The sequence below is a fragment of the Rhodovulum sulfidophilum DSM 1374 genome (assembly GCF_001633165.1).
Taxonomy (GTDB): domain Bacteria; phylum Pseudomonadota; class Alphaproteobacteria; order Rhodobacterales; family Rhodobacteraceae; genus Rhodovulum; species Rhodovulum sulfidophilum.
Genome location: NZ_CP015418.1, coordinates 184,284 through 198,727 on the forward strand (window position 1 = coordinate 184,284; position 14,444 = coordinate 198,727).

Below are 14,444 nucleotides of genomic sequence, written 5' to 3' on the forward strand. Positions count from 1 at the left end.
GCGACCCTCGGCCGCTGGCCGCTTCTGCGTGCTTGTCTCGACTTCCCCAAAAAATCCGAAGCACGTTGAGCAACGTCCCGTTTAGAACATAGCGGGTACGTTCTGGCAACTTCACGCCTTGAGACGTCAGCAACGAGAAGGTCCCCGCATGAGCCGAAGACTCCCCCGCCGCATTCTGATCGCCGCCTTGCTCGCGGCCACTTTGGCTGAGCCTGCATCTGCTATGCAGACCCAAATCTCGGGCTCAGTGCGCCTCCGCGACGGCGACACGCCGGTGGTTGGTGGCGTCCCGGTCCGCCTCAGCGGGCTGACCTGCGACGAACGCGGCTCCCAGATGGGAGATCGGGCCACGGCGCGCCTTTGGGATATCATCGGAAGGCAACACCTGACCTGCGTCTTGAACGGGGAAACCACCTACGACCGGCAGGTCGGGCGCTGCTATCTTCCGGATGGGCGCGACATTGCCGAGATCCTGATCTCCGAAGGATATTGCGGCCGCTGCGCCCGGTACGACCCCCAGCGGACCTATGTCAAAGCCCAGAGGCATGCCGGGCGCTATCGGGGAGCCATGCCGGGATACTGCCGCCCGAGGTGATGCCGCCCGCTATCGGCGCTCCACCACATCGGCCAGCTTGCGCAAAGCCTGCACGTAGCCCCGCCCTTCGTCCGTTGCCAGGCGGTCCCGGATCAGGGCGGTCTGCTCGCGCACGGCGCCCCAGATCTCCGCCTGCTGCCAGCGGTCGAGGTGGCCGAGGTAGCCTTGCCAGCGCATCCAGTTGGTGACCGCAGCGTGGGCCTTTTCCTCCTCGCTCCGCAGGTCCAGGTCATCGTCGCCGCTGATCTCGAAACGCTCGATCAGCATCTCGATCTTGGCCGTCTTCGGGTGGAGCCGGACGCCGAGGTAGCGCCTCGCATAGGCCGCATGTGCCCCGCAGAGCCCGGCGAACGCGGACCAGAGGCGGGCGACCTCGTCGGGCCTGTCGCACAACAGGTGCAGTACCCGGCCCGCATCGCATTCGAGGCTCTGCGCCCGCGCCTTGGCCATGTCCTCCGGCCTCGCCTTCCATCCCATCTGGCGGCACCGCGCCCGCAACGCGACATCGGCCTCGGTGCGCTCGTAGCCCGGCTTTGTCGATCGCCGGATCCGCCCGTCCTTCTCGCGCCTCTCGACCGGCGCCAGTCCCGGCACGCCCGCCAGCTCGGCCTTCTTCGCCAGTTTCACTGCCCGCGCGCGGGTCTTGCTGCCCTTGCCCATGTCCTGTCCCTTATTTCACACCGGCGGCCCGCAGGGCGCGGGGCCCGACGGCGCCCTTGATCCGCCCCAGCTCCGCGCGCATCGCCGAGACCTCGGCCAGCTTTTTCGATGCGGCCTCCTGCTGCTTTCCGGCCAGATCCGAGATCGCGCGGATCTCGTGCTCGAGAGCGGCCAGCTTCTCGGTCGCGGCCTCGATGCCTTCGTTGCCCCCATCGGGGCCGAAGAAGGCCTCCCGGATCTCGGCCACCCAGCCGGGCATCACACCCAGCACATCGGCAACCGTCGCATCGGTGTCGTTCCGCCGGTAGCGTTCCGCCTCGGGGTCATAGACCTCCCGCAGCATATCCACGATCTCCCGGCGCTGTTCCCGGGAGGGCTGGCGCAACGCCTCGGCGGGTTTCGCGGCCGGAGCCGTCGTCGTCTTCGTCATGCCTGTCGCCTTTCGTTTCGCTTCGCAGGCCGGGCAGTGGAGCTTGCCCTTCACCTCGGCCCAGCCTTGCCCGGTCATCTTCCGGTTTATCTGCCCCGCATCCGGCACCCAGACCCGGCCGGGTCGATGCAGGTAGTTGCAGGTCACGACCTCCTCGCGCCCGCAGCCATCACAGACCACCCGCGCCCGGTTCACGCCTTTGCCCTTGATCTCATGAATGCTCATCGGGCCGCGCTCAGAAGGGGATTTCGTCGTCGAGATCGGGGCCGCCATATCCGCCCGCGGGGCCGCCTGACGGACCTTGGCCGTAGCCATGGCCCCCTGCCCCCGAGCCGCCCCCGTCGCCTCCGCCACTCTCCCGGCGATCCAGGAACGCGATTTCCCCGGCGAACGGGCGCACGGCGATTTCGGTCGTGTAGCGATCCTGCCCGGTCTGATCCTGCCACTTGCGTGTTTCGAGCTTGCCCTCGACGTAGACCTTGGAGCCCTTGCGCAGGTATTGCTCCGCGACCCGGACCAAGCCCTCGGCCCAGATCGAGACCGAATGCCATTCGGTGCGCTCGCGACGCTCGCCGGTGTTGCGGTCCTTCCAGGTCTCGGAAGTGGCGATCCGCAGGTTGCAGATCTTGCCGCCGCTCTGGAAGCTGCGCACCTCGGGGTGCCTCGCCGCATTCCTTCGCGACGATGCTGCAATGGGAAAGCAAGCTGGTGACCTTCGGATCGGCATGGATCGGCTGGAACACTCCGCCCGCCAGCGCCGCGAAATGGTGCGCGAAGACGGCGGCGGCCTCGGGGCGGGCCTCCGAAAGCGCGTGGGCGTAGTTGAGCCCGAGACCGCCAGACCGCTTTCCGCTGCGGGGCAACTCGCTGAAAGAGGAAAGCGTCGACATGGCCAGGTTGAGAATGCTCGACGACGTTTTCAGGCCGCCCGCCGCCTCGTAGGCACGGTAGACCGCATCTTGGATACTGTCGTGGGGGTTGTTGCGGGCCATGCCGAAAAACCTCGGGTCTATTTCGATTGCTGTTCAGCCGCCCCGCACGCACTCTCGGCGCATGGAGCAAAGCCATTTTCATCGTTCATTTGAGGAATGGGGGACCGGGGGCGCGGCATCAGGCGGCGTCCCCGGAAATTTGCGGCGTGGGGTGCGCATCGGCTACGTTCGGCCAATTTTCCCCGAACCAAGCAATCGCTGCGTTGAAGCGGCGCGTAGTGATGTCGCCCCCCGCCCTCAGCGCGGCGAGTTTCTTGGTGTCGCCAAAGACCCGGTAAGATACCGTGGTGTCTTCCGCGACACCCGCGGCCAGCTTATAGGCATCGGCCAGCCGAAGAAGATGTTCGATGGTTTGCATGCCTGACGTATGCGGTTTTATTACCGCACCGTCAACGGTTATCTTACCGCTAACTCAACACCAAAGCGTGCGGCAGAATAACCGCATGGCACTGCAAGACATCCTCGACCGCATCACGCAGCAACGCGAGAAACTCGGCATATCCGAGGGGGCGCTGTCCCTTCAGGCAGGCTTGTCTCGTGACGGAATCCGCAACTGGCGGCGCCGCCTTGAAAAAGGGGAAGACGCAGCAGGAGCCACCATATCCGCGCTCGCCGGAGTGGCACGCGCCCTTAGCGTCTCCGAGACGTGGCTAATTCATGGAATCGGAGACGGCCCAGACACTCCGACCATCGCAATAGCAGGCGCAGTCGGCGCCGGGGCACGTGTGCCGGTCTTCGACGCCTACGAGAAGGGTGACGGCCCACAGGTGGAGTGCCCACCCGGCCTGTCGCCGCACAATATCGTTGCTGTCGAAATCGAGGGCGACAGCATGGAGCCGGTCTATTCAGCCGGCGATCTGCTGTTCTACACGCGCTGGTCGGACGGAAGCGTGCCCAGCGAGGCCGTAGGCAAGCGATGCGTTTGCGAGTGCGAAGAGGGGCTAGGCTGGGTGAAGGTTGTTCGCCAGGGCCGCGAGCCTGGGCTGTTCGACCTGCACAGCTTCAACGACCAAACGCCAGTGATGTACGGGGTCCGGCTCAAATGGGCGGCACCGATCAAGCTCCATTGGCCGGCGGAGCTGGCGCGCAGGGTCTAGGCGTTGGTGCCGATGGGCGGGAACCGGACGTTCGCTGCGCCTTGGGCGAACCGCGGCGATTGCGCAAAAGCGGACCTAAGCGCGTTGATCCACTGGCGCACTTACAATCGCTCGATACTTGACGTCTCGATCAAGTAGGTTTTCCGGCTGCTGTTGCACACCCCCCAACAGGGCAGGGAAAGGTGGGAGGCGGCAGCCTATATCTTCAATGGAAGGACATGAAACCGCTGTCTTTCGCAGCGCTAACCCGTCTGGCGGGGCACATTCCTCAGAGGAACGGCGTGCCCCACCGGACGCATGGTGAAGTCGTCTGACTTCGTCGTTTGTTCTTGATTAAAGTGATTCAGATAGACATTATGTCAGAAAAATTCCCAGAGTGGGGCTGACACATGCAGGCTGACTTTTCGACGCTCCTGGCGCAGGCCGGATACACTGTGCCAGAGGCAGCGCGCCTGCTTGGCTATTCTGAAGGCCATATCTATCGCTGGAAGCGCGGCGAAGAAATCCCTCGTGAAAGCGTGATTCGCCTGCTGAACATGGAGATCGAGCGGCGTCGCGATGCTGGCGATGCGGAAAAGGCCTTTACCTTCATTGACCTCTTCGCCGGGATCGGTGGGCTGCGGCGGGCAATGGAGAGCGCGGGCGGACGCTGCATCTTCACTTCGGAGAGGGACAAATACGCCCAGCAGACCTATATGGCGAACTTTCCCGACAACCGGCTTCCGGTAGGCGATATCCGGGAGGTCGAGGCCGAGGATATCCCCGCACATGACGTGCTGGTCGCGGGCTTTCCCTGCCAACCCTTCTCAATCGCCGGGGTATCCAAGAAGAACGCGCTCGGCCGCGCGCATGGTTTTGAGGATGAAACCCAGGGAACGCTGTTCTTCGATGTGCTGCGCATCCTGATGCATCACCGCCCTGCGGGTTTCATGCTGGAGAACGTCAAGAACCTGAAAAGCCACGATAAAGGCCGGACCTTCGAGGTGATCCGCCGTAAGCTGACGGAGGAGCTGGGCTACACGCTGGAAACCCGGATCATCGACGCGGGGCATTTCGTACCACAGCACCGTGAGCGGATTGTGATGGTCGGCTTCCGCGTGGCGACCGGGTTCAGCTTCGATGATGTGCATCTCCCTGCTTACGGCACCAAACGGATGCGCCATATTCTGCACCCCGAAAATGGCACGGAACAGCCCGAGGGCCATTTCACCGTTGGGCCGGACGCCGCGGTCAGCGACAAATACACCTTGACCGACAAGCTCTGGGCTTATCTGCAAGGCTATGCCGCGAAGCATAAGGCCAAGGGGAATGGTTTCGGCTTTGGTATGGTGGACGGTGACAGTATCTCACGCACGTTGTCGGCCCGCTATTACAAGGACGGCTCTGAAATTCTGGTCAGTCGGGGCGAAGGGAACAACCCACGCCGCCTGACGCCGCGCGAATGCGCACGGCTGATGGGCTACCCGGATGACTTCCGGATCCCGGTGTCTGATACCCAGGCCTACAAACAGTTCGGCAATTCGGTGGCCGTGCCTGTCTTCGCCGAGGTGGCAAAAGTCATGGCGCCGCACATCCTGTCACTGACAAAAGCTGAACCGCTCAAGAAAGTTGGCTGACGTTCACGACAACAAGACCCGCAGCCGCAACATGGCGGCGATCCGGGGCGCTGACACCAAACCGGAAATGCTGATCCGGCGCGGGCTTCATGCCAGTGGCTTCCGCTATCGCCTCCATGACCGGAAACTACCGGGGAAGCCGGACATCGTGCTACCAAAGCACTGTTCTGTGATTTTCGTCAATGGCTGCTTCTGGCATGGTCACGACTGTCCCCTCTTTCGATGGCCTGCAACACGGCAGGAGTTCTGGCGCGCAAAGATCACCGGCAACATGGAGAGAGATGCCCGGAATATCGGTATGCTGCTCGCCTCCGGCTGGCGTGTTGCGACGGTCTGGGAATGTGCGTTGAAAGGGCGCGGCAGGTTATCGCCGGAGGCGGTGATTGACTCCCTCTCCCGATGGATATGTTCTGGTGACCAAAGGCTGAATCTCGAAGGCCTGCACACAGAAACAGGCGGCCTGATTTGAACGAGCAGGGTATTTTCGATTTTGCAGGTGAAGGCGGCGGTCATGCCGGGCTTCTGACGGACCTTCTGAGCCGGGCCGAGCGGGTTCTGGTCAAAAAGCTTTCGAACAATGACCGGGACTGGGCACGCTACGACAACAAGCACCAGGCCGGGGTCTATATTCCCGCCGAACAGCGCGAGGGCGGGTTCTTTCCGCCGCTGGAGGTCAAGGTGCGCAAAGACCCGGATGCCGCCCCGATCCGGGAAGCCTGGTTCGATACACTCTGGCCGGAGGCTTCGGGCGGCGCGCGATCCAAACGCAGCCGGATCGTACATTACACGAGTAAGGGCCCCGAGACGCATATGACGCGCCTGCCGAAAGAGTGCTTTGAGCAGCTCTCACCGGCCTCTTTCCTAATGATGGGGCGGTATAGGCAGGGCGAAAACACTGTCTACGAATGCCTGACTATCGATTCCGCCAGCGATGAAGCCGACCTGCTTCTGACGCAACTCGATATCACGCCGGATTTTCTGATCGGTGAGTTTGAGCCCGCTGAGGTCCGGGCGAAGGAACAAAACCGGGTTCTGGATTTTGCAGAAGAGCTGATCGCAGCCTGGAAGGCAGGCACGATCGTCGAATTCGGCCGCTTCCGTGCGGCCATGCCGAAAACTGAGGAACTGGCCGGGCTGGCGCGTACCCGTTACCTCGAAACCCACGGCCTGGACTGCCTCGATCCTTTCGCTATCGAGCGCCCCGGTGATGCGCTTCGTGAGATAAGCCGCAGCATCGAATGGGATATGTTCCGTGACTTCCAGCGCCGTGAGCGGGCCGTCGAACTGGTACGCATCGTCTTGGGTGACGCACCACGCGACATGACCGTCGCAGAATTCATCCGTCAGCTTATCAATGAGCTGCCCCGGATTGACGCGCTGATGCTCTCAGCGAGCCAGCAACGGAAATCTCGGGCGGGCTATTCCTACGAACACCATATCGAAGCCATGCTGAGCGGCGGGAAGATCCCGTTCGAAAAACAGGTGGTCATCGAGGCGAAAAAGCGTCCCGACTTCATCCTTCCCTCACTAGCTTTCATCAGCAGTGGCGAAGCCACAGCCGCGAAGGGCCTGATCTTGAGCGCCAAAACCACCCTGCGCGAACGCTGGAAACAGGTTGAGCGGGAGAAGGGCGAGCGCAGGCTCTATCTGACAACGGTCGACGAAAATATCGCAGGCAATGCCATTCAGGATATGGAAGGCATCGGCGTGCAACTGGTGATCCCCGAAAGCCTTATGGACGCCAAAGAGACCGAATACGCCGGACGCGCGAACGTTCTGACCTTCCGGCGGTTCTGTGATGAAGTCATACAGCCAAACCTGAAGGTTTGGCTGTAGCAAGAAGATCGCTTGTTTAAGCATGGGCCGCAAGCCGCCGTCTGTTGCGCCTAAGACGAAAGGCTGAGCAGCGCCATCTGCTGCTTTGGTTGAGATCAGGTGCATCGGCCAAGTCAATGTCCGCTTTGCGCGGGTGCCGACGGGTGATGCAGGCAACTCCGAAAGTCCGCTATCGGCAGAGCGCGGCTAGTAACGCGGGACCGCCTGTGCGGGGGTTTTCATGCCGTCAGCCCGGGGCTGATGGTGAGGGGATAGTGCTAGGCGGGGTCAAGCGCTAGGCTAAGTACGGTTTTATTACCGCATTAATCTTGACTGCGGTAATTTTACCGTATATTGCCTCCTTGCAACCACAGCAAGGGGACACCCCATGCACGACACATCCACCACCCCCATCTGGCGCGGCTTCGCCCTCGCGCTGTTCATCGCCGGGACCCAGCTCGGGTTGATCGCCGCGGCCTTCCATTTCCTCGCAACCCTGCGGGGGGCACTGTGATGCTGGCGCTGAATGGACCCCACTGGCTGGTGATGACCGATTTCGGCCCCCTTGGCGTCGGTGCACCCGATCCCGCTGCGACATGGGACGACGCGCTGGACCAGCTCGCTGCCGCTGCTGACGAGGACCGGCTCGCCCGGGTCTTCCGCCTCGACTTCAACACCCCGGCCATGACCGAGGTCACGGACGAAGCGTGGCGCGGGCTCGAGGGCCGCCTCGCGGGGATGGCGGCATGATCGGCCCTCTCCGCACCGCCGAGGCGCTGGACCCGATCAGCACGCCGCAGGGCCGGGCCGAGGCCCGCGACCGCCGCCGGGCGATCCTGCGCGAAGCGGCCCGGGCCGCGCGCTGGCTGGCCTGGACCTCCCTTGGCCTGCTTGTGATCGGTCTGATCGGCCACGTCGCCGACAAGGCCATCGGGCAGGTGATCCACGACATGCACGGACGCGAGGTAAGCCAATGGGCGAACTGACGAAGATCCCGCAGGAGGACGCCGCGACCCCGGCCAGCTTCGGCGCGATCACCCCCATGGGGATGATTTCGCAGGCCGTCGCGAACGGCGCGAGCATCGAGACTGTCGAGCGGCTGATCGCCCTGCATGAACGCTGGGAATCCGGGCGCGCCCGGAAGGCATTCGACGCCGCGATCTCGGCGGCCCGGGCTGAAATCAAGCCCATCGTGAAGGGCTCGACGGTCGATTACGAGAGCAAGAAGTCGGGCGACCGGACCAATTACTCCTATGAGACCCTCGACGCGATTGCGCGCGAGGTCGACCCGATCCTCGCCCAGCACGGCCTTTCCTATCGCTTCCGCTCCCGGCAGAGCGACCGCGGCGGGCTGGCCGTGACCTGCATCGTTGCCCATTGCGACGGCTACAGCGAGGAAACGACCCTCAGCGGCCCGCCCGACCAGAGCGGCAACAAGAACGCCTATCAGGCCATCGGCAGCGCCGCGACCTACCTGCAGCGATACACGCTCAAGCTCGCGCTGGGGCTCTCGGCCGCGAAGGACGACGACGCCCAGGGCGCCGGGCGGGCGGCCGAGGATCGCGAGCCCCCACGGTTTGACCCGCGGGCCGCAGCCGGACGGATCCGCAGATCGCTGGAACGGGCGGCCTCGCTGGACGACCTCGGCGCGGTCTGGATGCACGAAACCCCCGTTCTCAAGGACATCAAGGCGGCCGAGCCCGGCCTCTATTCCGAGCTCGAGCGCAGCAAGGACGCCCGGAAGCTGACCCTGACGCGCGCCGCCTCCGACATTGGCGACGACGAAATCCCGTATTGAGGCAGATCCCATGAACGACATGACCCCGACCTCCTCGAAGGAGGGCGCGAACCCGCGCGCCGTGATCGGCGGGAACGCTCCGCCCGATCCGCTGGACGAGGCGCTGGCCCCCTATGGCGATTTCATCACCGAGGCCGAGGGCTGGCTTGACGGAACGCAGGTCACGACCGCGGCCCAGATGAAGGCGGTCGACGATCTGGCGAAGGAGATCAAGGCGGCCGAAAAGGCCGTCAGCACGGCCCGGGACGCGGCGACGAAGCCGCTCCATGCGGCATGGCAGGCCGAAATCGCGCGCTGGAAACCGACGCTGGAAGACCTCGACCGGATCAAGAAAGGGCTCGCCGCTCTGGTGAGCGCCTTCAAGGTCAGGCTCAAGGCCGAGCAGGACGAGGCCGCCCGGAAGGCCCGGGCCGAAGCCGACCGCAAGCGCCGGGAGGCCGAGGAAGCGACCCGGACGGCCGCAGCGGGCGACATCGAGGCGCAGCGCGCCGCCGCCCAGGCGCAGGCCGAGGCGAAGGCCGCCCGGAAGGCCGCCAGCGCGGCCGGCAAGGATCGGGTGAAAGGGGTCCGCACCGTCACCCGGTACGAGATCGAGAGCCACAAGGCCGCCCTGCACGACATCGCCAAGAACGACCGCGACGCCCTCACGGATTTCGTCGAGGGCTATGTGCGCCGCCACCACAAGGACCGGGTGATCGCAGGCGTCCGCGTCTGGGAAGAGAAGGAGGCATACTAATGGCCGCCGCTGATCCTCTCCCCGCCGCCCTGGAAGACCTGCGCGCCTCGATCCTCTCCACGCTGGACGCGGGCGAGGGGTCCGAGATGCGCCGACTGCTCGACATGCGCCCCGTCCACCAGGCGCTCACCGATGTCGAGCGCCTGATCCGCCGAGCCGAGGAATACCGCCAATGACCCGCAACACGCTGGCCGAGCTGGCCCGAGAGTATGAACGCCGCGAGCGCGCTGCGGGCGGGCTTGCCGGGGGCGCCGATCCCGAAATGATCTTCGCGGAAATGGCCGAGGACCATGCGCTTTCCGCGGCCGAGATCGCGGAAGTCGTGCGGGCCTCCTGGGTCGGGCTGGGGGCGTGCTGATGACCCAAACCGTCATCCTCCGCGGGCCGGGCCAACGCCAGTTTGCCAAGCAGATGATCGACGCCGCTCCGCAAGATGGGGTGGTGCGGATCAGCGAAGCGGCTCGAAACAACGACCAAAACGCGCGCATGTGGGCGATGCTGTCGGATGTCTCGCGCGCCAAGCCCGAGGGTCGGCGCCATACGCCGGAAGTCTGGAAAGCGCTCTTCATGCACGCGCTCGGCCACGAGACACGCTTCGAAATGGGGCTGAGCGGAGAGCCATTCCCGATCGGGTTCCGGTCCTCGCGGCTGACCGTCCGCCAGATGGCCGACCTTATCACCTTCATTGCCGAATACGGGGACCGGCACGGTGTGCGCTGGACGGAGCCGGAAAGGGCTGACGCATGACCGATCTGTCCGCACGCGGCCCGCTCGGGCTCAAGGCGCCGCGCGTGCCGGATGACCCGGGCCACCTCGACCGCATCCGCGCACTGCCCTGCTGCATCTGCGCCGAATGGGGCCTGCCGCAGCTTTCACCCACGCAGGCGCATCACTGCATCCATGGCCGGTTCAGCGCGCGCCGCGCTCCCGACTGCATGGCGATCCCGCTCTGCGAGGGGCACCACCAGGGCCTGCTCGATGGCTCGAAGCTCGCCCTGCACCAGGCCCCGAGCCGCTGGCGGCGGCTCTATGGCAACGACACCGACTGGATTTCGTGGGCCGAGGACCGGCTCCACAAGGAAGAGGAGAACACGATTTGAGCGACGGAAACAGCCATTTCCTGATGGCACTCGGCAGGGTCGACGGCGGGCACGCCATCGAGGTTGCCGACGAGCAGCTGCGCGAGGTGATCTCGGCAGTCAACCGGACCGGCAAAAAGGGCACCGTAACCGTGACCCTTGAGGTCAACCCGAACGGCGAAACCGGCTTTGCCGTGACCGCCAGGGTGAAGGCCACCGCGCCGCAACTGCAGTTCGGGCAATCCTTCTTCTTCATGGGCCGCGACGGCGATCTGACCCGCGAGGCCCCCAACTATGTCCAGCAATCGCTGCTGAAAGCGGAGGCCTTCAATGGCTGATCTCACCGAAATCGAAGCCCTGAAACACCTCGCAGAGGCTGCGGCGGCCGTCCCGAACAAGATCGACGGCTTCGAGCCCTTCATGGCCATCCCGAACGGGCAGCATATCGAAAGCCTCGATGCCTATCGCGAGAACCCGGCCCGCATCCGGCGCAGCACCACGTTCCGCGATGTGGCTTCGCTGGCCGCCTATCTGGATCGCTTTGCCGACGATCACTCGCTCGCCTTCTCGGACCCGGATGCCGCGACGATCAAGTGCGTTCTGGACTACCACGAAGGCGGGGAACCGGCCGCGATCCGGCCGCGCTGGGGCGAACACGTCGCCGCTTTCCGGGCGATCAAGTCGCCGCAGTACGAGGCATGGGCCGCGAAACACGGCCAGTGGATCGGCCAGAAGGCGGCCGGCGAATTCCTCGAGGAGCGCGCCGTCGACCTGGCCGAGCCGGATCCGGCCACGCTGATGGACATGGTGATGCAGTTCGATGCGCTGCGGAAGGTCAACTTCAAGCAGTCGCAGAAGCTGCAGAACGGTACGGTGCAATTCATCTACACGACCGAGGACGAAGTGCGCGGGGCCGTCGCCATTCCCGAGCGCGTCACGCTCCTGGTGCCCGTCTTCGAGGGAATGGAGCCCGACCGCATCCCGGTCCGGCTGAAATACCGGATTGATGAAGCGCGCCTGACCTTCTCCTTCGAGATCCACGACAAGCAACAGGTCGAACGGACGGCATTCGAGCGGTGCGAACACGCCCTCGGCGCCGCCCATCCCATCCCGCAAATGCGCGTGGCCTGACCTCTCTTTCTGGCCCTTCGGAAGAGGGGCCAGCGACGGAAGGCAGACGACCGCGAGGAAAGACTATGCCTGTTTTTGCAGAGATCACACCGACCCCGATTAAAGCCCAGGAGGCTGAGCCATGCGCGTCCTGATCGGCTGCGAGACCTCGGGTGTCATGCGGCGGGCCTTCGCCGCGCGGGGCCATGACGTCTGGTCCTGCGACCTGCTTCCGGCCGAGGACGCCACCAACCGGCACATGATCTGCGATATCCGCGAGGTGCTTCACCTCGGCTGGGACCTGCTCGCCGTCATGCACCCGCCTTGCACCCGGCTGTGCAATTCGGGCGTGCGCTGGCTGCATGTGCCGCCGACCAACGCCCCGGCCGAGGCACGCCCGGACGAACGCGCCGCCTGGCCGGATCTGCCCGAGGACACCCGCCGCGCCATCATGTGGCGCCTGCTTGACGAGGGCGCTGCGCTGTTCTCGGCCTGCTGGCGCGCTCCGATCCCGCGCGTCGCGGTCGAGAACCCGGTGATGCACCCGCATGGCCGCGCCCGCCTGCCCGGCGACCTGCCCAAACCGCAGATCGTCCAGCCATGGTGGTTCGGCGAGCCCTTCTTCAAGGCGACGGGGCTCTATCTGCGCGGCCTCGCGCCGCTGAGCGCCACCGACCGCCTGACCCCGCCCGCGCCCGGCACCGAGGCGCACAAGCGCTGTAGCGCGGTCCACCGGGCCCCGCCCGGACCCAACCGCTGGAAGGTCAGATCCCGCACCTTCGAGGGCATCGCCGCCGCCGCTGCGGACCAATGGGGCGAAAACGCAAGAAAGGAGGCCGCCTGATGCCAAAGACCACGCCCGACCGGATCGAAGAGATCGAGAGCCTCGCCCGGCATAATTGCGACGAACTGCCCGGGCTGACAGCCGAGCTGCAAGCCCACGCCAGCAAGCTGGAAGGCGGGTCGGCCGAGGCACCGGCCCGTCCGAACTGCCCGAGATGCGGGAGAACAGGCCAATTGCAGCCGACAGCGTCTTCTGCAGGCTGCGGCGATTTCCGGGATAAGGAGAAAGAGTGATGGGCGCGCCCCGTTTCACCGAGGCCGAGTTGCGCCGGGCCGTCAATGTGGCGCGCGCCGCCGGGGCCGATATCGAGATCACCCGGGGCACGATCAGGATCCTTGCCGGTCCGTCCCGCCTGCCCGTATCCTTCGAGGAGATCGACGGGGACGAGGCACAATGCGACGCGGCATTCGGGGGACCACGGTGACCCTGACGAACCTCATGCCGGTTCGGCGCGGCAACCGCACCGATTGGTATTTCCGAAAGAAGGGGCAGAAGCTGGTTCGGCTCCCTGACCTGCCGCACGACCATCCCGATTTTCTTGCCGCTTATGCCGCGGCGAGAAAGGCCGCCGAGGCCGCGACGCGACCCCTGCGCCTGCCGCCCGGCACCTTGGGGGCGCTGATCGAGGCGACGGTGCACTCTGACCGGTTCCTGTCGCGGAGCGCCGTCTACCGGGCGACCCTGCGCCGCCATTTCGAGGCCATCCGCCGAGACGGGGGCGAGGCACCGGCCAAGGGGCTCCGGGATCGCCATATCCGCGCCAATGTCGCCACGGCCGAGAGCCCGGTCGACAGGCGCAAGGCCTGGCGGTTCCTCTGTGCGTTCGGCGTGGATGCGGGCCTCCTGGAGGCCGACCCGTCGCTCACCGTGACGCTGCCCCGTGCCCCCAAGACAATCGGGCACCCGGCATGGACTGCTGCCGATATCGACGCCTTCCGGACCCGGTGGCCCATCGGCACCAGCAAGCGCGCCGCCTTCGAGCTGCTGCACTGGACCGGATTTCGGATCGGCGATGCCGTGATGATCGGCCCGGGCCATGTGGATCGCGCCGGGGTGCTGATCTACACGCAAAGCAAGGGGAAGCAGCCCGCCTTCGTGCCCTGGACGGCCAGGCTGCCCGCCTATGCGGAATGCTATGCCGGGGATCGGGACGCGATGCACGACGCGCTGGCCGCGCTCGGTTCACGCCACATGACCTTCCTCGCGACGGCCGCGGGCGCCCCGAGATCCGAAAAGGGCCTCGGCAACATGATCCGGGCCGCAGCCGCGGAAGCGGGCATCGAGAAAAGCGCCCACGGGCTTCGCAAGACCCGAGGCGTTGCTCTCGCCGAGGCCGGAGCTTCGGCGCACCAGATCATGTCCTGGCTGGGCCATCAGACCCTCAAGGAAGCCGAGCATTATACCCGGCAAGCGAGTCGGCGACGGGCTGTCATGGGGGAAGAACAAGAACAGAACGTTGCAACGCATGCCGCGCAAGTTGCAACATTTCCGAAAAAGTCTTGAGTTTTCAGTTGGATATCTTGGAAGTGGCGCGCTGGGGAGGATTCGAACCCCCGACCCCTTGATTCGTAGTCAAGTACTCTATCCAACTGAGCTACCAGCGCGTGGGTTGGGGATGTAACGCCCCCCGCAGGGCAACGCAAGGGGCAAACCGAGCATTTCGGCACAGTTT

General features: G+C 64.9%; 24 protein-coding genes and 1 tRNA gene. 20 read left to right on the forward strand and 5 right to left on the reverse strand.

The window, feature by feature from the left end; all coding sequences use genetic code 11:
* The first annotated feature begins 148 nt into the window (after nucleotides 1-148).
* Complete coding sequence (locus A6W98_RS00870) at nucleotides 149-595, forward strand: thermonuclease family protein (protein ID WP_052677879.1); 447 nt, start codon at nucleotides 149-151, stop codon at nucleotides 593-595.
* Nucleotides 596-604: 9 nt separating this feature from the next.
* Here the strand turns inward: A6W98_RS00870 and A6W98_RS00875 are convergent, their stop codons facing one another.
* The 4 genes from A6W98_RS00875 to A6W98_RS00890 all read right to left on the reverse strand — a co-directional run bounded on the left by A6W98_RS00875 (nucleotide 605) and on the right by A6W98_RS00890 (nucleotide 3,035).
* Complete coding sequence (locus tag A6W98_RS00875; protein WP_042456657.1) at nucleotides 605-1,255, reverse strand: hypothetical protein; 651 nt, start codon at nucleotides 1,253-1,255, stop codon at nucleotides 605-607.
* Between the two features lie 10 nt (nucleotides 1,256-1,265).
* Complete coding sequence (locus A6W98_RS00880; protein ID WP_042456659.1) at nucleotides 1,266-1,910, reverse strand: hypothetical protein; 645 nt, start codon at nucleotides 1,908-1,910, stop codon at nucleotides 1,266-1,268.
* Nucleotides 1,911-1,920: 10 nt separating this feature from the next.
* Nucleotides 1,921-2,412, reverse strand: a complete 492-nt coding sequence (gene ssb / locus A6W98_RS00885) for a single-stranded DNA-binding protein (protein ID WP_081251721.1) — start codon at nucleotides 2,410-2,412, stop codon at nucleotides 1,921-1,923.
* Between the two features lie 383 nt (nucleotides 2,413-2,795).
* Nucleotides 2,796-3,035 carry a hypothetical protein gene (locus A6W98_RS00890; protein ID WP_042456663.1) on the reverse strand — a complete coding sequence of 80 codons (240 nt, stop codon included), beginning with the start codon at nucleotides 3,033-3,035 and terminating at the stop codon, nucleotides 2,796-2,798.
* A gap of 85 nt (nucleotides 3,036-3,120) precedes the next feature.
* Here A6W98_RS00890 and A6W98_RS00895 point away from each other — a divergent pair, with 85 nt between their 5' ends.
* The 19 genes from A6W98_RS00895 (at nucleotide 3,121) to A6W98_RS00970 (ending at nucleotide 14,275) form a co-directional block, all read left to right on the forward strand.
* Entirely contained in the window at nucleotides 3,121-3,774 is a 654-nt protein-coding gene (locus A6W98_RS00895; protein ID WP_042456666.1) for an XRE family transcriptional regulator, read from the forward strand.
* A gap of 389 nt (nucleotides 3,775-4,163) precedes the next feature.
* Nucleotides 4,164-5,390, forward strand: a complete 1,227-nt coding sequence (gene dcm, locus A6W98_RS00900; protein ID WP_042456669.1) for a DNA (cytosine-5-)-methyltransferase — start codon at nucleotides 4,164-4,166, stop codon at nucleotides 5,388-5,390.
* Complete coding sequence (locus A6W98_RS20080; protein WP_072071632.1) at nucleotides 5,383-5,859, forward strand: very short patch repair endonuclease; 477 nt, start codon at nucleotides 5,383-5,385, stop codon at nucleotides 5,857-5,859. The genes dcm and A6W98_RS20080 overlap by 8 nt, the downstream gene beginning before the upstream one ends.
* Nucleotides 5,856-7,226, forward strand: coding sequence for a type II restriction endonuclease (locus A6W98_RS00905; RefSeq protein ID WP_042456672.1), 1,371 nt, complete (start codon nucleotides 5,856-5,858; stop codon nucleotides 7,224-7,226). The genes A6W98_RS20080 and A6W98_RS00905 overlap by 4 nt, the downstream gene beginning before the upstream one ends.
* A 367-nt stretch (nucleotides 7,227-7,593) precedes the next feature.
* A complete protein-coding gene (locus A6W98_RS22085) occupies nucleotides 7,594-7,719 on the forward strand; it encodes a hypothetical protein (RefSeq protein WP_264580087.1) in 126 nt (41 codons plus the stop codon).
* Entirely contained in the window at nucleotides 7,719-7,955 is a 237-nt protein-coding gene (locus tag A6W98_RS00910; RefSeq protein ID WP_042456675.1) for a hypothetical protein, read from the forward strand. Before A6W98_RS22085 ends, A6W98_RS00910 begins: the two co-directional genes overlap by 1 nt.
* On the forward strand, nucleotides 7,952-8,191 hold the full coding sequence (locus A6W98_RS00915) for a hypothetical protein (RefSeq protein ID WP_042456677.1): 240 nt from the start codon (nucleotides 7,952-7,954) through the stop codon (nucleotides 8,189-8,191). The genes A6W98_RS00910 and A6W98_RS00915 overlap by 4 nt, the downstream gene beginning before the upstream one ends.
* Nucleotides 8,179-9,003: an ERF family protein gene (locus A6W98_RS00920; protein WP_052677880.1), complete on the forward strand. Its 825-nt coding sequence runs from the start codon at nucleotides 8,179-8,181 to the stop codon at nucleotides 9,001-9,003. The genes A6W98_RS00915 and A6W98_RS00920 overlap by 13 nt, the downstream gene beginning before the upstream one ends.
* 10 nt (nucleotides 9,004-9,013) lie before the next feature.
* A complete protein-coding gene (locus tag A6W98_RS00925; protein ID WP_042456678.1) occupies nucleotides 9,014-9,739 on the forward strand; it encodes a hypothetical protein in 726 nt (241 codons plus the stop codon).
* A complete protein-coding gene (locus A6W98_RS20740; protein ID WP_155734693.1) occupies nucleotides 9,739-9,915 on the forward strand; it encodes a hypothetical protein in 177 nt (58 codons plus the stop codon). The genes A6W98_RS00925 and A6W98_RS20740 overlap by 1 nt, the downstream gene beginning before the upstream one ends.
* A complete protein-coding gene (locus tag A6W98_RS00930) occupies nucleotides 9,912-10,097 on the forward strand; it encodes a hypothetical protein (RefSeq protein WP_042456682.1) in 186 nt (61 codons plus the stop codon). Before A6W98_RS20740 ends, A6W98_RS00930 begins: the two co-directional genes overlap by 4 nt.
* Nucleotides 10,097-10,486 carry a recombination protein NinB gene (locus A6W98_RS00935; RefSeq protein WP_081252014.1) on the forward strand — a complete coding sequence of 130 codons (390 nt, stop codon included), beginning with the start codon at nucleotides 10,097-10,099 and terminating at the stop codon, nucleotides 10,484-10,486. The genes A6W98_RS00930 and A6W98_RS00935 overlap by 1 nt, the downstream gene beginning before the upstream one ends.
* The gene (locus tag A6W98_RS00940) at nucleotides 10,483-10,839 is read left to right on the forward strand and encodes a hypothetical protein (RefSeq protein ID WP_052677882.1); all 357 of its coding nucleotides are present in this window, start codon (nucleotides 10,483-10,485) and stop codon (nucleotides 10,837-10,839) included. Before A6W98_RS00935 ends, A6W98_RS00940 begins: the two co-directional genes overlap by 4 nt.
* The gene (locus tag A6W98_RS00945) at nucleotides 10,836-11,156 is read left to right on the forward strand and encodes a hypothetical protein (protein WP_042456685.1); all 321 of its coding nucleotides are present in this window, start codon (nucleotides 10,836-10,838) and stop codon (nucleotides 11,154-11,156) included. The genes A6W98_RS00940 and A6W98_RS00945 overlap by 4 nt, the downstream gene beginning before the upstream one ends.
* Nucleotides 11,149-11,949: a DUF2303 family protein gene (locus A6W98_RS00950; protein WP_042456688.1), complete on the forward strand. Its 801-nt coding sequence runs from the start codon at nucleotides 11,149-11,151 to the stop codon at nucleotides 11,947-11,949. The genes A6W98_RS00945 and A6W98_RS00950 overlap by 8 nt, the downstream gene beginning before the upstream one ends.
* Nucleotides 11,950-12,070: 121 nt before the next feature.
* Nucleotides 12,071-12,772, forward strand: coding sequence for a hypothetical protein (locus tag A6W98_RS00955; RefSeq protein ID WP_042456691.1), 702 nt, complete (start codon nucleotides 12,071-12,073; stop codon nucleotides 12,770-12,772).
* Entirely contained in the window at nucleotides 12,772-13,005 is a 234-nt protein-coding gene (locus A6W98_RS00960) for a hypothetical protein (protein ID WP_042456694.1), read from the forward strand. The genes A6W98_RS00955 and A6W98_RS00960 overlap by 1 nt, the downstream gene beginning before the upstream one ends.
* A complete protein-coding gene (locus A6W98_RS00965; protein WP_042456697.1) occupies nucleotides 13,005-13,196 on the forward strand; it encodes a hypothetical protein in 192 nt (63 codons plus the stop codon). Before A6W98_RS00960 ends, A6W98_RS00965 begins: the two co-directional genes overlap by 1 nt.
* 185 nt (nucleotides 13,197-13,381) lie before the next feature.
* Complete coding sequence (locus A6W98_RS00970) at nucleotides 13,382-14,275, forward strand: tyrosine-type recombinase/integrase (RefSeq protein WP_247904413.1); 894 nt, start codon at nucleotides 13,382-13,384, stop codon at nucleotides 14,273-14,275.
* A 24-nt stretch (nucleotides 14,276-14,299) separates the two neighbouring features.
* Here A6W98_RS00970 and A6W98_RS00975 read toward each other — a convergent pair.
* A tRNA-Arg gene (locus tag A6W98_RS00975) sits at nucleotides 14,300-14,376 on the reverse strand.
* Nucleotides 14,377-14,444 lie beyond the last annotated feature (68 nt).

Excerpts from the sequence above, each read along its gene's own strand:
- A6W98_RS00870 (WP_052677879.1), top strand. The coding sequence starts at position 149 with ATGAGCCGAAGACTCCCCCGCCGCATTCTGATCGCCGCCTTGCTCGCG.
- A6W98_RS00875 (WP_042456657.1), bottom strand. The coding sequence starts at position 1,255 with ATGGGCAAGGGCAGCAAGACCCGCGCGCGGGCAGTGAAACTGGCGAAG.
- A6W98_RS00880 (WP_042456659.1), bottom strand. The coding sequence starts at position 1,910 with ATGAGCATTCATGAGATCAAGGGCAAAGGCGTGAACCGGGCGCGGGTG.
- ssb (WP_081251721.1), bottom strand. The coding sequence starts at position 2,412 with ATGCCGATCCGAAGGTCACCAGCTTGCTTTCCCATTGCAGCATCGTCG.
- A6W98_RS00890 (WP_042456663.1), bottom strand. The coding sequence starts at position 3,035 with ATGCAAACCATCGAACATCTTCTTCGGCTGGCCGATGCCTATAAGCTG.
- A6W98_RS00895 (WP_042456666.1), top strand. The coding sequence starts at position 3,121 with ATGGCACTGCAAGACATCCTCGACCGCATCACGCAGCAACGCGAGAAA.
- dcm (WP_042456669.1), top strand. The coding sequence starts at position 4,164 with ATGCAGGCTGACTTTTCGACGCTCCTGGCGCAGGCCGGATACACTGTG.
- A6W98_RS22085 (WP_264580087.1), top strand. The coding sequence starts at position 7,594 with ATGCACGACACATCCACCACCCCCATCTGGCGCGGCTTCGCCCTCGCG.
- A6W98_RS00910 (WP_042456675.1), top strand. The coding sequence starts at position 7,719 with ATGCTGGCGCTGAATGGACCCCACTGGCTGGTGATGACCGATTTCGGC.
- A6W98_RS00915 (WP_042456677.1), top strand. The coding sequence starts at position 7,952 with ATGATCGGCCCTCTCCGCACCGCCGAGGCGCTGGACCCGATCAGCACG.
- A6W98_RS00920 (WP_052677880.1), top strand. The coding sequence starts at position 8,179 with ATGGGCGAACTGACGAAGATCCCGCAGGAGGACGCCGCGACCCCGGCC.
- A6W98_RS00925 (WP_042456678.1), top strand. The coding sequence starts at position 9,014 with ATGAACGACATGACCCCGACCTCCTCGAAGGAGGGCGCGAACCCGCGC.
- A6W98_RS20740 (WP_155734693.1), top strand. The coding sequence starts at position 9,739 with ATGGCCGCCGCTGATCCTCTCCCCGCCGCCCTGGAAGACCTGCGCGCC.
- A6W98_RS00930 (WP_042456682.1), top strand. The coding sequence starts at position 9,912 with ATGACCCGCAACACGCTGGCCGAGCTGGCCCGAGAGTATGAACGCCGC.
- A6W98_RS00935 (WP_081252014.1), top strand. The coding sequence starts at position 10,097 with ATGACCCAAACCGTCATCCTCCGCGGGCCGGGCCAACGCCAGTTTGCC.
- A6W98_RS00940 (WP_052677882.1), top strand. The coding sequence starts at position 10,483 with ATGACCGATCTGTCCGCACGCGGCCCGCTCGGGCTCAAGGCGCCGCGC.
- A6W98_RS00950 (WP_042456688.1), top strand. The coding sequence starts at position 11,149 with ATGGCTGATCTCACCGAAATCGAAGCCCTGAAACACCTCGCAGAGGCT.
- A6W98_RS00955 (WP_042456691.1), top strand. The coding sequence starts at position 12,071 with ATGCGCGTCCTGATCGGCTGCGAGACCTCGGGTGTCATGCGGCGGGCC.
- A6W98_RS00960 (WP_042456694.1), top strand. The coding sequence starts at position 12,772 with ATGCCAAAGACCACGCCCGACCGGATCGAAGAGATCGAGAGCCTCGCC.
- A6W98_RS00965 (WP_042456697.1), top strand. The coding sequence starts at position 13,005 with ATGGGCGCGCCCCGTTTCACCGAGGCCGAGTTGCGCCGGGCCGTCAAT.